This window comes from Nocardiopsis codii, from assembly GCF_036327455.1.
Taxonomy (GTDB): Bacteria; Actinomycetota; Actinomycetes; order Streptosporangiales; family Streptosporangiaceae; genus Nocardiopsis; species Nocardiopsis codii.
This window is the reverse complement of sequence record NZ_JAUZMY010000017.1, coordinates 124,061-139,401: the sequence shown is the minus strand read 5'-3', so window position 1 is coordinate 139,401 and position 15,341 is coordinate 124,061. Positions and strand designations below refer to the sequence as shown.

The window sequence follows — 15,341 nt, the reverse complement described above, 5'->3', positions numbered from 1 at the left end:
GTCCCGCCGGCGCCTGTGGACACCGCGTGGTGGTGCTGGCTGTAGTACCGGGACGCCCGGCCGTACCAGTGTTCGCGGGGCCCCTGATCCCTAGGTTCGAGGTGTAGGAAGACCACCTCTCTGGAGCCCACATGCACCACGTCCCCCGCGCCCTGCCGCTGCTGGCCGCACCCCTGTTGATCGCCGCCGCGCTCCTTCCCGGAGCGGTCCCCGCCGCCGCCGCGAGCGGCGCCGCGCCGGGCGCCCCCGCGGCCGAACCCGTCCCGCTGACCCCCGAGAGCGCACAGGAGTTCGTCGACACCCGCGTCGCCGAACTCCTGGAGGAGCACGGGGCGCCCGGGGTGGCCGTCACCGTCGTCGGCGGCGGCGAGCAGCTGGCCTCCGCCTCCCACGGCTACTCCGACCTGGCGGAGCGGACCCCCCTCGACCACACCGCCCAGACGTTCCCCCTGGCCTCGGTCTCCAAGTCCCTGACGGCCGCGGCGGTCCTCACCCTGGTGGACAGCGGGGAGATCGACCTCGACGAGGACGTCAACACCTACCTGCCCGGGGACGCGCAGCTCTCCACCGACGGCATCACCATGCACCACCTGCTCACCCACACCGCGGGGTTCGAGGAACTGGTCGACATCCCGCCCGCGGACGACACCGCCGCCCACCTCACACTGGACGAGGTCGTCCGTACGAGCGACCCGGAGTCGCTCCACGAGCCCGGCCGGTTCCCCGGCTACTCCAACCACGGGTCGGGGCTGGCCGGGTTCATCGCCCAGGAGGTGAGCGGGGTGCCCTTCGACGAGTTCGTGGAGCAGGCCGTGCTCGCCCCGCTCGGCATGGAGGGCAGCGGGTTCGTCCAGGTCCACGAGGCCCGGGAGACGTTCGACCTGCCGACGTTCCACCTGGCCGACGGCTCGGTCGCCGGGGACCTGCACGTGTCCGCGACCCCGGCCGGCGCCGCCCTCGCCACGACCGACGACATGGCGAGATTCATGCTGGCCCTGCTCGGCGGCGGCGAGCTCGACGGCGAGCGGGTCCTGCCGGCGAGCGTCCCCGCCCTGATGACGGACCGGCAGTTCGAGGTCCACCCCGACCTGACGTCGGTCGGCTACGGGACCTACCAGTGGCGCGGCGGGGACTCCCCCGTCATCGGCCACGGCGGCGACCTCGTGGGCATGCACACCGCCTACACGCTGATCCCCGCCATCGACGCGGGCGTGTTCGTCGCGGTCAACGGCGCCGACACCGCCCCGGAGGCGCAGGCCAACCCGATGAAGGACCTGCGCATGGAGGTGGCGAGCGCTTTCTCCGAGACGTTCGACCCGCAGGACCCGCCGACCGGCGAGGCCGACCCCGCCGCCGACCTCGGCGCCTACGCCGGCAGCTACATCAGCAGCCGGCGCGCCGGGAGCGGCCCCGCTCAGCTCAGCGTCCTCCTCGGCACCATGGTCGTGCGGGACGCCGGCGACGGCTCGCTCTCGATCAACGGCGGGATGGCCCTCGACGACCGCTGGCTCCCCGCCGGGGACGGCCGCTTCGTCGCCGAGAACGGCGAGGACGAGCTGGTCTTCCTGGAGGAGGACGGCGAGGTCGTCGCCCTCGCCACCGACTCCAACCCCACCCAGGTCTCCGAGCGGACCGCGTTCCTCGACAACCCCCTCGTGCACGGTGTGGCCGCCGCGGCCTCCCTGCTGATCCTGTTCACCGCGTTCGTCCAGTTCAGCCGGGCCCGCGACCGGTTCACCGTCGTCGCCCGCGTGCTGGGCTCGCTGACGGCGCTGGCCTGCTACGTCGCCGTCGGGGTGCTGGCGTACGGGATGTTCGTCGAGACCAGCAAGCTGGAGGAGTGGATCCTCGGCGGATCCCTCCTGCTGACCGCGCCCCTGGCCGTCGCCGTCCCCCTGACCGTCGCCACCGCCGCCGTGGCCGTGTCCGCCTGGGTGCGGGGGCGGCTCACCGCGGCCGGGCGGGTCCACCTCTCGCTGGTGGTCGCGGCCGCCGCCGTCTTCCTCCTGGTGGGCGCCCAGTACGGCTTCGTGTGGGGCCTGTCCTGACGGTCGGCGCCCGCCCCGTCCGCCGTCCCGGCGGGCGGGGCGCCGTGGTTCCCGGAGGCCGCGCCCCCACATGCCGGCGGGCCGCCCGGGGGAACACCTGCCCGGTGGGGGTCCGTCCCCCGCCCCTTGCACGGGAAGGGGCCGGTGCCTTCGGGCACCGGCCCCTCACCTCCACCGCGTCACCCCGGGTCTCCGTCCGCCCTCGGCCCCGTGCCGCGGACACCGGACCGCCCCGGGGTCCTAGCCCCAGGCCAGCGCGGTCAGTTCCGGGTCCTCCAGCGCGGTGCCGATGTCACGCAGCACCTTGGACCCCAGCTCACCGTCGACCAGCCGGTGGTCGAAGGACAGGGACAGCGTCGTGACCTTGCGGATCTTCAGCTGACCCTTGTGCACCCACGGCATGTCCCTGATCTGCCCGAAGGCGAGGATCGCGGCCTCGCCCGGGTTGAGGATCGGGGTGCCCGCGTCCACGCCGAACACGCCGACGTTGGTGATGGTGATGGTGCCGCCGGACATGTCGGCCGGGGAGGTCTTGCCCGCCCGCGCCGTCTCCGTCAGTTGCTTGAGCCCCGCCGCGAGTTCCGGCAGGGTCATGGCGTCGGCGTCCTTGACGTTGGGCACCACGAGACCGCGTTCGGTGGCGGCCGCGATCCCCAGGTTCACGTAGTTCTTGACCACGATCTCCTGGTTGTCGCCGTCCCAGGTCGCGTTGATCTCCGGGTGGCGCCGGACCGCCATGAGCAGGGCCTTGGCGATCAGCAGCAGCGGGGACACCCGCACGTCGGCGAAGTCGGGCCGGGCCCGCAGCCGCGCGACCGCCTTCATCGTCTTCGTGACGTCCACCTGGAGGAACTCGGTGACGTGCGGCGCCGTGAAGGCGCTGCCGACCATCGCCGCCGCCGTGTGCTTGCGCACCCCCTTGACGGGGATGCGCCGCTCGCGGGCGGTCCGGTCCACGGCGACCGGCTGCGCGGCCCCCGGTTCCGTCCCCGTCCGTTCCGGGGCGAGGACGGCCTCGGCCGCGGCGTGGACGTCGTCGCGGGTGACGATCCCGCCGTCCCCCGTGGGGGCGACGGCCGCCAGGTCCACTCCGAGGTCCTTGGCGAGCTTGCGCACCGGGGGCTTGGCCAGCGGCCGACCCGCCGGTCCGGACGCCGGGGCCGGAGCCGCGGGGACCGCGACCACGGCCGGCGCGGGTGTCGCGGGCTGCGGCGGCACGGGCGGGGACGCCGGGGCGGACGGCGCGGGGCGTCGGCGGGCGCGGCGCTGGGTGGAGGCCGCCTTCTCGCCGTAGCCGACCAGCGGCTTCTCCCGCTCCTCCGTGTCCTCCTCGGCAGCGGCGGCGGAGCCGCTGTCGGACGAGGAGCCGCCGGTGCCGTCGTCCACGGTGATGATCACCGCGCCGACGTCCACCGTCTGGCCCTCCTCGGCCAGGAGCTCCCTCACCGTGCCCGCGTACGGGCTCGGGAGCTCGACGACCGCCTTGGCGGTCTCGATCTCGCAGATCATCTGGTTGACCTTGATCTCGTCACCCGGCTTGACGTACCAGGTGAGGAGTTCGGCTTCGATCAGCCCCTCGCCGACGTCGGGCAGCCTGAACGACTGCACGCCGTTGACGGCGGGCGCACTCTTCTGAATCGCCATGTGCTTCGGTTTCCCCGATCCCCTAGTACGCGAACGCCCGGTCAACACCGTCCAGAACCCGATCAAGGTCCGGAAGGTAGTACTCCTCCAGACGCGACTGCGGGTACGGGGTGTCGAAGGCGGCAACACGGATGACCGGCGATTCCAGGTGGTAGAAGCACTCCTCGGTGACCCGGGCGGCGATCTCCGCGCCGGGGCCCCCGGTGAGGACGGCCTCGTGGGCGACGACCAGGCGCCCGGTCCGGCGGACCGACTCGACGATGGTCGGGTAGTCCACCGGGGACAGGGAGCGCAGGTCGATGACCTCGATGGAGTGCTCGTCGTCGGCGTCGGCCGCCTGGAGCGCGGTCTTGACCATGGGGCCGTAGGCGAGCAGGGTCACGTCGGTGCCGGGACGGGCCACGCGCGCGGCTCCCATGGGGGTGGCCTCGGCGAGGGGGATCCCGGTGTCGACCTCGGACTTCTCGTAGTAGCGCCGCTTGGGCTCCAGGAAGATGACCGGGTCGTCGGAGCGGACGGCCTGCTGGATCATCCAGTAGGCGTCCTCGGGGTTGGCGACCGAGACCACGCGCAGGCCGGAGGTGTGCGTGAAGTACGCCTCCGGGGACTCGCTGTGGTGTTCGACGGCGCCGATGCCGCCGCCGTAGGGGATGCGCATGACCACGGGCATGCTGAGCTTGCCCGCCGAACGCCTGCGCATCTTGGCCAGCTGCGTGAAGGTCTGGTTCGCGGCCGGGAAGAAGAAACCGTCGAACTGGATCTCGACCACGGGGCGGTAGCCGCGCATGGCCAGGCCGATCGCGGTGCCGACGATGCCGGACTCGGCGAGCGGGGTGTCGATGACCCGGTCGGCGCCGAAGTCCTTGTAGAGGCCGTCGGTGACCCGGAAGACACCGCCGAGCCTGCCGACGTCCTCGCCCATGACGAGGACCTTGGAGTCGTGCTCCATGGACGCGCGCAGGCCGGCGTTGATGGCCTTGCCGATCGTGAGGTTGGTACCCATGGCCTAGCGGCCCCCTTCCGCGCCGGCGGCCTCGAAGGAGGCCAGGTAGTCGGCGAACTCGGACCGCTGCCGGTCGATGTGGACGTTGGGCTCGGCGTACACCTCGTGGAAGATGTCGAGCGGTTCCGGGTCGGGCAGGGCACGGCACTCGGTGCGCACCTGCTCCCCGATCGCCTCGGCCTCGGCGTCGACGGAGGCGAAGAACTCCTCGTCGGCGAGGGCGTTCTTCTCCAGGTAGCGGCGGACCCGCAGGATCGGGTCCTTGGCCTTCCACTCGTCCAGTTCGGCGGAGGCGCGGTACCGGCTGGGGTCGTCGTTGGTGGTGTGGGCGCCCATCCGGTAGGTGAACGCCTCGACCAGCGTGGGGCCGTTGCCCTCGCGGGCGTTGTCGAGGGCGGCGCGGGTGACGGCCAGGACGGCGAGGACGTCGTTGCCGTCCACGCGCATGCCCGGGAAGCCGAACCCGGCGGCGCGCCGGTAGATGGGCACGCGGGACTGGCGCTCCAGCGGCTCGGAGATCGCCCACTGGTTGTTCTGGCAGAAGAACACGACCGGGGCGTTGTTCACGGAGGCGAAGTTGAACGCCTCGTTGGTGTCGCCCTGGCTGGTGGCCCCGTCGCCGAAGTAGGAGATGACGGCGGTGCCGTTCTCGCCGACGGCGCCGTCGCGCTGGACGCCCATGGCGTAGCCGGTCGCGTGCAGCGCCTGGCTGCCGATGACGATCGTGTACAGGTGGAAGCCGTGCTCGTGGGGGTCCCAGCCGCCGTTGGTGACGCCGCGGAACATGCCGAGCAGTTCCTTGGGCTCGATGCCCCGGCACCAGGCGACTCCGTGCTCCCGGTAGGAGGGGAACGCCATGTCGTTCTCGTGGAGCGCGCGGCCGGATCCGATCTGCGCGGCCTCCTGGCCGAGCAGTGAGGCCCACAGGCCCAGTTCGCCCTGGCGTTGCAGGGAGACGGCCTCGCTGTCGACCCTGCGTACGAGTACGAGGTCTCGGTAGAGCGCGCGGACCTCCTCCGCGCTGATCTCCAGGGGGTAGTCGGGGTGCCCCGTGAGCTCCCCTTCCGGTGTCAGGAGCTGGATGAGCTCCGGTTCCTCGTGCGCGGTGGTGTCCGACACGTCGCTCCTCGGGTTCTCGGGGCCGAATTCGCGTGGGTGAACGCTGATCGGCCGTTTCACGGTCCGCCCTACCCGGGGGTGGTGGGTGAGGGCGGACAGCCCTCCCCATATCGTGACAGACCTCACTATGGAGAGCGCAAGCCCTCAGCGTCACCTTTTACGCTGTGAGCCCCATGATCCACGACGGCGCGGCAGCCCGATTACCAGGGCTTCCTAGCATGTACAAGGCCTTCCAACAACTTTGTGGCCGCTTGTCGGAGCGGAGAGCACGACGCCCGGACGGCCCCTCGGCGAGGGGCCGTCCGGGCGTGTCGACGGGAGGGGCACGAGAGGCCTGGACCGTGCCGGATCTCGGAACACGGATCGGGACGCGTCGGGCGCGCGTGGCGGGGACGCGTCAGGGGTCGGGGCTGCTCACGGGTCGGGCGAGGCGTGCGGGGCGTCCGCGGTCGGGTGAGGGCGGCGCGGCCTCCGGGTCCTGTGCCGCTCGGAGGCGGGATCGCCGCGGGAGTCCGCGGCGGGGACGGGGACGCCGCGGTGGACGGCGGGTTCGCGGTCCCGCGCCGGTCTGTGACGGGGCGCCGGATCGGTTCGGGTCGCCCGGCGGGACACCTGCGGCGCCGAGCGTCCGGGTCCGGCCACGGGGGCCGGAGACGGGGGACCGAAACGGTCTCGGGGCGGGCCTGCCCGCCCGGGACGGGGCCACCGGTGTGGTGGCCCGGGGCGTGTTTCTCAGAGGGCTTCCGGGTCGGCGGGCGGTCTCCCGCGGAACGAGGTGCGATGTTCGGCCCGGCCGTGCCTCACCGGCGCGGAGGCGCGGCGAGAGGAAGCCCGGCGGGCGCGAGCCCGGAAGGATTCAAAAACACGACCTAGCCCGCGGGCTGCGCCGGAACGCGCATGCCGCGGTCACGGGCGTAGTCGGAGAGCATCTCGCGGAGCTGGCGGCGGGCGCGGTGCAGGCGGGACATCACCGTCCCCAGCGGGGTCCCCATGCGCTCGGCCACCTCCTTGTAGGCGTAGCCCTCGATGTCGACGAGGTAGATGACCTCCTGGAACTCCTCCGGCAGGCGGGCGAGAGCCTGCTTGATGTCGGAGTCGGGCAGGTGGTCCAGGACCTCGTTCTCGGCGGACCGCATGCCGGACGAGGTGTGCGCCTCGGCGGCCGCCAGCTGCCAGTCCTTGATCTCGTCGGTGGTGTCCTGGCGCGGCTCGCGCTGCTTCTTGCGGTAGCTGTTGATGAAGGTGTTGGTCAAGATGCGGTACAGCCAGGCACGCAGATTCGTACCCGCACGGAACTGGTGAAAATTGGCGAACGCCTTGGCGAAGGTCTCCTGCACGAGGTCCTCGGCGTCGGCCGGGTTGCGGGTCATCCGCAGGGCCGTGGGGTAGAGCTGGTCGGCGAACGGTGTCACCTCGGTGGCGAAGTCCAGTGTCTTCTCTTCGCTCTCGGGGCCACCGGTCGTGGAGGCCTGGTCCATTTCGATAGTCGTCAAGATTCCCCCTCCGTGACGACCGGACGATCACTTCCACACTGTTAGACGCCACCACGTGCTCCCGATGATGACATCGATGCACGTGATACGAGTCACGAACGTACCGAAAACGTCCCCGGCACCATTAAACGTGCGGTAAAAGCCCGGCGTGCCGCCTGGTCAGAACCTGGTCCGGAGCCATACCCGCTCGCGCGTGCCGTACGCTTGCGTCGCCCCCTCCGGCCCGTCCGGGGAGTGTGGCCCGCCAGCCGCAGGCACATGCGGCACAACCGTTTCCTTGTGGAGGACCCTGTGGCCCGCGTCGTTGTGGACGTCATGCTCAAGCCCGAGATCCTGGACCCCCAGGGCCAGGCGATCGCCGGGGCCTGCCCCCGTCTGGGCTTCGAGGGGATCGGCCAGGTCCGCCAGGGCAAGCGCTTCGAGGTCGAGGTCGAGGGCGAGGTGGACGACGCCAAGATCGCGGACGTCCGCCGCCTGGCCGAGACGCTCCTCGCGAACACCGTCATCGAGGACTTCCGGGTCCACGTCGAGGCCTGACGCCGACCGCTCCGAACGGGCCCGCCGTGAGATCCGGCACACCGGACACCGGTGTCACACCGGAGACCGGCCCCGACCTCGGAAAAAGGGTGGCACCGACCAGGACCTGAGTGTCCAGAGTGTCGGAAGTGTCTGGATACCACCAGCCGCGTCCCCAGGGGGCGCGGCTGTTCGTTTTACCCCGGCCACCCTCGGGAAGGTTCTTTACCGTGCCGGGCTGACCACGACAACGGAGCACGAGAGGCTTACGGATGGACACCGTTTTCTCGATCTCCCTGCCAAGGCAGGCGTACACGGTCTCCGTGGTGCGCGACGTTCTCGGCACGCTTCTCCACAGAGCCGGGCTCTGCGGCAGCTGCGCCGACGACGTCCTTCTGGCCGTTTCCGAGGCCAGCGCCAACGCGATCGACCACGGCGGTCCCGCCCGCGACTACGTCGTCGAGGCCGACCTCGGCGGACGCTGGTGCGAACTGCGGGTGTCCCACACCGGAACGGCGCCGGACCCCGAGGCCGTCGCCCGACGCTTCACCACGGACCACACGCCCCTCCCGGGCCTGGACTCGGAATCCGGCCGGGGCATCCTGCTGATGCGGTACCTGATGGACGAGGTCGCCTTCGAGGGGGAGCCGCGCACGACGGTGATGCTGCGCAAGCAGGTCGCCCTGTGCGACGGGGAGTCCCCGGCGGCGGTCGGCCGCGCCCCTGAGCCGAGCTACGTACTGCTCTGAGCCGGCCGTACCCCGCGCACCGTCCGCGCGGGGCAGGTGCGCGTCCGCGTCCCCCGCCCCCTCCGGATGTGTCGTACGCCATGCGGACGGCACGCTTCCCGATCCCCGCGTCACCGCGACCGCGACCGCCGGACGACGCCTCTCCCACCACCGCACGGAGCCCGGCTCCTGTGGGGTCGCACACGCGAACCCCCGCCGAACGGGGTCCGACTGGGAGGATCACACAGGACGAGGGCCCCCGGAGGGGGTGACCGTAGTACCCGAGCACAGGTGAGCGGGTACGCTGCGGAGTGCGGAAGCCCCCGTCCCGGTTGGCGGGGCCAGGCACCGGCATCTCCTCGCCGAACGCTCCCCGCGTACGCGGGGACGGATCCCAACCTCTCGGAGTGTGCTCATGACAGCCCGTGTGGGCGTCGTCACCTTCCCCGGCTCCCTCGACGACAAGGACGCCGCGCGCGCCGTCGCGCTGGCGGGTGCCGAACCCGTGTCGCTCTGGCACGCGGACGCCGACCTCAGGGGCGTGGACGCGGTCGTCCTGCCCGGCGGCTTCTCCTACGGCGACTACCTGCGCTGCGGGGCGATCGCCCGGTTCGCGCCGCTGATGTCCGAACTGGTCCCGGCCGCCCGTTCGGGCGCACTGCCGGTCCTCGGCATCTGCAACGGCTTCCAGATCCTCTGCGAGAGCCACCTGCTCCCCGGGGCGCTCACCCGCAACTCCTCGCTGCGGTTCGTCAACCGCGACCAGGTGCTCCGGGTCGAGAACACCGGCACCGCCTGGACCGGCGACTACGCCGAGGGCCAGGAGGTCCTGGTCGTCCTCAAGAGCGGTGAGGGCAGCTACGTCGCCGACGAGGCGACCCTGGACGAGCTGGAGTCCGCCGGCCGCGTCGTCGTCCGCTACGTCGGCGGCAACCCGAACGGCTCCCGCCGGGGCATCGCCGGGATCACCAACGAGCACGGGAACGTCGTCGGTCTGATGCCGCACCCCGAGCACGCCGTCGAGGCGCTCACCGGCCCCTCCACGGAAGGGCTCGGCTTCTTCACCTCGATCCTCAGCCACATGGCCGCCGGTTCGCCGGTGAACGCCTGACCCGCACCCCGAACAGGAGACGATCCCCGCGATGATGGCACTGCTGCGCTCCCGCAGGACGATGTTCATCCTCGCCTCGGTGGTCATCGTCGGCCTGGTGGTCTCGGCGGGACTCGGCCTGTTCAACGCGATCGGCTCCGCCCCCACCTCTCCCGCCGCCCCTCCCCAGGGGCAGGGACAGGAGGGGCAGGGCGGACAGGGCGGGGGCCCGTCCCCCGCCGCCCCGCCGGAGGTGGACGTGCTCGGCCAGGCCCCGGCGGGCCTGTCCTACGTCTCCGACCCGGAGGCGGACGTGTACTGCGAGCAGAACGAGTGCGTCCGCCTCGTGATGGTCCTCACCGAGGGCGGCGAGCTGCCCGAGGACTCCCGCGACACCGCCGAGGCGGTCCTCTCCCACCTCACCGAACGCGGGTGGGAGGAGGAGGCCGCCCAGGGCGCGCCCGAGGGCCGTTCCTTCCTCACCGACGGCGACCACCTGCTGGCCGACACCTCCTCGCACGATGCGGCCGACGCCCCCGCGATGCTGATGCTCGGCAACGCGGGCGAGGTCACCGCCACCCCCTGACCACGACCTTCCGCGCCGGTCGGCGGACGCCACGGCTCGGCTCACATCCGCACATCCCGAACGGAACCACGCATGTCTGAAGTACCTGGTCTCGACACCGTCGCCGTGGCGCACGAGAACCCGGACACCCCGCAGCCGTACGCCGAGCTGGGCATGGCCAAGGACGAGTACGAGCGGGTCAGGGAGATCCTGGGGCGCCGGCCGACCGCCGCCGAGCTGGCCATCTACTCGGTCATGTGGAGCGAGCACTGCTCGTACAAGTCGTCCAAGGTCCACCTGCGCCAGTTCGGCGAGAAGGCTCCCGAGAACGACGCCCTCCTCGTCGGCATGGGCGAGAACGCGGGCGTGGTGGACGTCGGCGACGGCCGTGCGGTCACGTTCAAGATCGAGTCGCACAACCACCCGTCGTACGTGGAGCCGCACCAGGGCGCGGCCACCGGCGTGGGCGGCATCGTCCGCGACATCCTGACCATGGGCGCCCGGCCCGTCGCGGTCATGGACGCGCTGCGGTTCGGCCCCGCGGACGCCGACGACACCAAGCGGGTCCTGCCCGGCGTGGTGTCCGGCATCTCCTTCTACGGCAACTGCCTGGGCCTGCCCAACATCGGCGGTGAGATCGGCTTCGGCGCCGGCTACATCGGCAACCCGCTGGTCAACGCCCTGTGCGTCGGTGTGATGCGGCACGAGGACATCAAGCTGGCGCAGGCGCCGGGCCCGGGCAACAAGGTCGTCCTGTTCGGCTCCACGACCGGCCCCGACGGGATCGGCGGCGCCTCGGTGCTGGCCAGCGCCACCTTCGACGACGAGTCGCACACCAAGCGGCCGAGCGTGCAGGTCGGCGACCCGTTCATGGAGAAGCTCCTCATCGAGTGCAGCCTGGAGCTGTTCGAGAAGGACATGGTCGTCGGCATCCAGGACCTGGGTGCGGCGGGCGTCTCCTGTGCCACCACCGAGCTCGCGGCGGGCGGCACCGGCGGCATGAACATCCAGCTGGACCGCGTTCCGCTGCGCGACCACCGGCTCACTCCCGAGGAGATCCTCATGAGCGAGTCGCAGGAGCGCATGATGGCGATCGTCGAGCCGTCGAAGATGGAGGCGTTCCTGGCCGTCTGCGACAAGTGGCAGATCCTGGCGACCGAGATCGGCGAGGTCACCGACGTCACGGCGGAGGAGGCCGCGCGCGGCGGTCGCCTCGTGATGACCTGGCACGGCGAGACCGTGGTGGACATGCCGCCCCGGACCGCCTCGGACGAGGGCCCCGTCTACGAGCGCCCGTACGCGCGCCCCGCCTCGCAGGACGCGCTGCAGGCCGACGACGCCGCCCGGCTGGACCGCCCCGGAACCGACGCCGAGCTGCGCGGACAGCTGCTGCGCGTCCTGGGCGCCCCGGGCGTGGGCGACCCGAGCTGGGTCACCCAGCAGTACGACAGCTACGTGCGCGGCGACACCGTGGTGTCCACCCCCCACGACGCCGGGATGATCCGCATCGCCGACGACTCGCACCGGGGCGTGGCCCTGTCCACCGACGGCAACGGCCGCTTCACCCGCCTCGACCCGTACACGGGCACGCAGCTGGCGTACGCGGAGGCCTACCGCAACGTCGCGGCGACGGGCGCCCGCCCGCTGGCCGTGACCAACTGCCTCAACTTCGGTTCGCCTGAGGACTCCGGGGTGATGTGGCAGTTCGCCGAGTCCACCCGCGGGCTGGCCGACGCCTGCCTCCAGCTGGGCACCCCGGTGACCGGCGGCAACGTGAGCTTCTACAACCAGACGGGCGACGTGGCGATCAACCCGACGCCGGTCATCGGCGTGCTCGGCGTGATCGACGACGTCCGCACCCGGCTGCGGACCGCCTTCGCCTCCGAGGGCACGCGGGTGTTCCTGCTGGGCGAGACCCGGCCCGAGTTCGGCGGTTCGGCGTGGGCCGACACGATCCACGCCCACCTGGGCGGGCTCCCGCCCCAGGTGGACCTGGCCGCCGAGGCCGCGCTGGGCGAGGTGCTGGCCACCGCCGCCGAGCGGGGGCTGGCCGACGCCGCGCACGACCTGTCGGACGGCGGCCTGGGGGTCGCGCTCGCCGAGTCGGCGCTGCGCGGCGGCCTCGGCGTGCGGGTGACCGTGGGCGGCGACGCGTTCACGGCCCTGTTCAGCGAGTCCGGCGCCCGTGCGGTCGTCGCGGTGAAGCCGGGCGAGGAGGAGGCGTTCGTCGCGCTCGCCGCCGCGCACGGTGTGCCCGTCGAGCAGATCGGCATGGTGGGCGGCGAGTCCCTGTCGGTCACGCACCCCGGCGGCACCGTGGAGATCCCGCTGGCCGAGCTCCGCGAGTCCTACGAGGGGACCCTGCCCGCCCTGATGAGCGGCGTGTAGTCACGGTTCCGCGAAGCGGGGACGCCCTCCGGGGCGTCCCCGCTTCCGCGTCTCAGCCGTGTCCCGTCCTCGGCCGTGCCCCTTCCCGGGAGCCCGCCGCCCCTGCGGAGCACAGGGCCGCGTCCCGTCCGGGGTGCGGCCCGCTCCTGTCAGGGGGACGGCGACACGACGGGGAGGCCGGCCGCTTCGGCCGCCTCGGCCGCCTCGGCCAGCTGCTTGTCATAGGTCACGAACCCTGTCAGTGCCGGGCCCGGTTCCAGCGCACAGGACACGTGCAGGGCGTCGAGTGAGCGCAGTCCCGTCCCGGGCGCAGGATGACCGGCGATGTCATGCGCTGTCCGAGAGTGACTGACGTTCCCTTCGGTTGGCAGGCGTGCAGGGCCGGTGGCGGTGGGGCGGGACCGGTGGGGCCGCCCCGGGAGCCTGGGGTAGGACTGGGGGGAGGAGGTGGTTCCGCATGCGGCGGGGCAGGTTGAAGGGACCGCTCGGCAGCCCCGAGCGCCCGGCGAGCGCGTTGGGGTTCCGGCTGGTCCTGGCCGTGTTCGGCGTCCTGGTGATGCTGGTCGGCCTGGTCCTGGCGTTCGCCTGGAACGCCGAGGCGTGGCTGGTCGTCCTGCTCGGCGCCGGGCTCGTCGGCACCTGTGTGAACGTGTACTGGGTCAGTCGGCGCCTGAGGTACGAGCGACCGCGCCGCTGACGGTCAGTCCGCGGCGCCGGGGACCGGGGTGAGGGTGACGGCCACCGGGCGGTGGTCGGAGTGCGGCACGTCCGGGTTGGCGGGGTCGCCCGCCTGCAGGTCCCCCGTGTGCAGGACGTGGTCGATCTGCTGGTCGGAGCCGGTCCCACCGGGAAGGGTGGGGAACGGCCGCACGTCGTCGAACGCGTCGGCCAGGCCGTGCTCGGTGAGCAGGGCCCAGGCGGGGTTGTCCGGTTCGACGTTGAGGTCCCCGGCGACCACGACGGGGGTGCCCCGCTCCCCCGCGTCGAGGGCGATCCGCGCGATGTCGCGCAACTGCTGCCGTGAGCCGTCGTCCCCGAAGCCGTAGTCCCGGGGCTGCACGTGGGTGGAGACGACCGTGACGGCGGTGCCCTCCCAGTCCACGGTCACCTCCAGGGCCTGCGCCCCCGTGGGTCCGCTGGGCGTGAGCCTGTGGGCCCGCTGGCGGGTGACCGGCAGGGAGGTGAGGACGGCGTCGCCCCAGAACGGCCCGTCCGCGGGGCCCCAGTAGGCGGTCATGCCGAGTTCGGCGGCGAGCATGGACAGCCCGTCGTGGCCGCCGTTGAGCATCCAGCCCCGGTCGACCTCGCTGAGGACGACGACGTCGGGGGCCAGTCCCCGCAGGGCGACGGCCTGTTCGCGGACGGCGAGGCGGCCGTCCATGCCGTAGCCCATGCGCACGTTGTAGGCGGCGACCCGGAGGCCCTCCCCCCGGGTGTGGACCGCGGGCGGGGGCGCCGTGGCCAGGGGGTGCAGGGCCGTGGTCGCCAGGGTGAGGGCCCCGATTCCGGCGGTGGCCGCGAGCGCGCGCCGCGTCGGGACCTCCCGGGGCCGCGCGGTGGCCCCTCCGCGGGAGGCCACGGCCGCCGCCAGGGCGGCCAGTGCCACGAACGGGACGTACCCGTTGGGGGCGTACAGGTCGTAGGCGGCGTAGAACGCGAAGACCAGGACCACCAGCAGCAGGAGTCCCCCCGAGGCGCACAGCCCGGTGCGCGTCGCCGTCGCCTCCGACCTGACGGGGCGTACCGCCCATCCCGCGCACGCGGCGAGGGCGAACTGGCCGACGACCGGCGCCGCCGTGGAGAGGACGGCGCCCGCGCCGGAGGAGGGCGCCCACCCGAGGCAGAGCAGGGCGGCCAGGAGGGCGGCGAGCGCCGCCCACCGGCGGCCGGAGAGGGCGCGCGGGTACAGGGCGGCGGCGACCGACAGCACGGCGCCGGTGGACACCGCGGCGGCGCCCAGGGGCGATTCGGCGAGGGTCTGTCCGACCGCGGGGTTCGCCGTGTACAGGCCGCCGAGGAAGAGGAGCGGGCCCAGGGCGAGCCAGGCGCGGGGCGGTGCCGGACGCGCCGGAGCGGGGCCGGTGCGGTGGACCCGGACGAGGAGCAGGACGAACAGGGCGACCGCGGCGGCGACCGGCCCCCACGCCACAGGGGCCGGCCGCCACGCGAGGTCGACCGTGCCGACGAGGGTGTGGACGACCGCGCTCGCGGCGACACCCGCCACCACGCCGACCATCACCTCGGCGCCGCGCAGGCGCCCGTCGACGGCCGTCGCCGCCGCGGTGCACGCCAGCCAGACGGTACCGGCGCCGACCGTGGCGGAGGCGGCGTAGAGCTGGGCGTCCCCGCCGTCGGTCGCCTGGAGGCCCAGGCGGCCCGCCGCCAGGAGGCCCGCGGCGGCGAACGCGGTCGCCGCGGGCGGCACCCGGCGTGCGAGGAGCACGAAGGGGAGCGGCGCCAGGAACCAGGCCAGCGCGTACGCGCCCATCAGTGCGGGGCTGGTCGAACCGGCCTGTCCGAACAGGGTGATCAGCGACGGGAGGAACACCCGGAGGGCGTCCAGGAACAGGACCGTTCCCACTGCCGTGGCGAGCCGGTCCTGGCGCATGCCCCTCCGCTCCTCGACGAACATGAGTGATTCTCATGTCTTGCGCCCGTCGGGGCAAGGGGTGTGGAGCGGATCTTCCCCGGGCCGGCCGGGGTTCGCACAGTGTGGCGCCGCCCTTCCGCGGGTCGGCGGGAGCGGC

General features: G+C 72.7%; 12 protein-coding genes. 7 read left to right on the top strand and 5 right to left on the bottom strand.

Features of this window, described 5'->3' with window-relative positions; translation table 11 throughout:
- The first annotated feature begins 131 nt into the window (after positions 1-131).
- Positions 132-2,048 (top strand): serine hydrolase domain-containing protein, encoded by a 1,917-nt coding sequence (locus tag Q8791_RS18115; RefSeq protein WP_330092908.1) that lies wholly within the window; start codon positions 132-134, stop codon positions 2,046-2,048.
- 240 nt (positions 2,049-2,288) lie between these two features.
- On the opposite strand, the gene Q8791_RS18110 is transcribed toward Q8791_RS18115, so the two are convergent.
- The 4 genes from Q8791_RS18110 to Q8791_RS18095 all read right to left on the bottom strand — a co-directional run bounded on the left by Q8791_RS18110 (position 2,289) and on the right by Q8791_RS18095 (position 7,307).
- Positions 2,289-3,692 (bottom strand): dihydrolipoamide acetyltransferase family protein, encoded by a 1,404-nt coding sequence (locus tag Q8791_RS18110; RefSeq protein ID WP_330092907.1) that lies wholly within the window; start codon positions 3,690-3,692, stop codon positions 2,289-2,291.
- A 22-nt stretch (positions 3,693-3,714) separates the two neighbouring features.
- Positions 3,715-4,695 carry an alpha-ketoacid dehydrogenase subunit beta gene (locus Q8791_RS18105; RefSeq protein ID WP_330092906.1) on the bottom strand — a complete coding sequence of 327 codons (981 nt, stop codon included), beginning with the start codon at positions 4,693-4,695 and terminating at the stop codon, positions 3,715-3,717.
- A 3-nt stretch (positions 4,696-4,698) separates the two neighbouring features.
- Positions 4,699-5,814: a pyruvate dehydrogenase (acetyl-transferring) E1 component subunit alpha gene (pdhA, locus tag Q8791_RS18100; RefSeq protein WP_330092905.1), complete on the bottom strand. Its 1,116-nt coding sequence runs from the start codon at positions 5,812-5,814 to the stop codon at positions 4,699-4,701.
- Positions 5,815-6,683: 869 nt separating this feature from the next.
- Positions 6,684-7,307: a sigma-70 family RNA polymerase sigma factor gene (locus tag Q8791_RS18095; RefSeq protein WP_330092904.1), complete on the bottom strand. Its 624-nt coding sequence runs from the start codon at positions 7,305-7,307 to the stop codon at positions 6,684-6,686.
- 291 nt (positions 7,308-7,598) lie between these two features.
- Between Q8791_RS18095 and purS the strand changes: the two genes are divergently transcribed.
- The 6 genes from purS (at position 7,599) to Q8791_RS18065 (ending at position 13,291) form a co-directional block, all read left to right on the top strand.
- Complete coding sequence (gene purS / locus Q8791_RS18090; RefSeq protein WP_330092903.1) at positions 7,599-7,844, top strand: phosphoribosylformylglycinamidine synthase subunit PurS; 246 nt, start codon at positions 7,599-7,601, stop codon at positions 7,842-7,844.
- 251 nt (positions 7,845-8,095) lie between these two features.
- The gene (locus tag Q8791_RS18085) at positions 8,096-8,572 is read left to right on the top strand and encodes an ATP-binding protein (RefSeq protein WP_330092902.1); all 477 of its coding nucleotides are present in this window, start codon (positions 8,096-8,098) and stop codon (positions 8,570-8,572) included.
- A 394-nt stretch (positions 8,573-8,966) separates the two neighbouring features.
- Positions 8,967-9,662, top strand: coding sequence for a phosphoribosylformylglycinamidine synthase subunit PurQ (gene purQ / locus Q8791_RS18080; RefSeq protein WP_330092901.1), 696 nt, complete (start codon positions 8,967-8,969; stop codon positions 9,660-9,662).
- A 31-nt stretch (positions 9,663-9,693) separates the two neighbouring features.
- Entirely contained in the window at positions 9,694-10,227 is a 534-nt protein-coding gene (locus tag Q8791_RS18075) for a hypothetical protein (protein ID WP_330092900.1), read from the top strand.
- Positions 10,228-10,299: 72 nt separating this feature from the next.
- Complete coding sequence (gene purL / locus Q8791_RS18070) at positions 10,300-12,594, top strand: phosphoribosylformylglycinamidine synthase subunit PurL (protein ID WP_330092899.1); 2,295 nt, start codon at positions 10,300-10,302, stop codon at positions 12,592-12,594.
- A gap of 457 nt (positions 12,595-13,051) precedes the next feature.
- Positions 13,052-13,291: a hypothetical protein gene (locus Q8791_RS18065; protein WP_330092898.1), complete on the top strand. Its 240-nt coding sequence runs from the start codon at positions 13,052-13,054 to the stop codon at positions 13,289-13,291.
- Between the two features lie 3 nt (positions 13,292-13,294).
- Here Q8791_RS18065 and Q8791_RS18060 read toward each other — a convergent pair whose 3' ends face one another.
- Positions 13,295-15,226 (bottom strand): endonuclease/exonuclease/phosphatase family protein, encoded by a 1,932-nt coding sequence (locus Q8791_RS18060; protein WP_330092897.1) that lies wholly within the window; start codon positions 15,224-15,226, stop codon positions 13,295-13,297.
- Positions 15,227-15,341 lie beyond the last annotated feature (115 nt).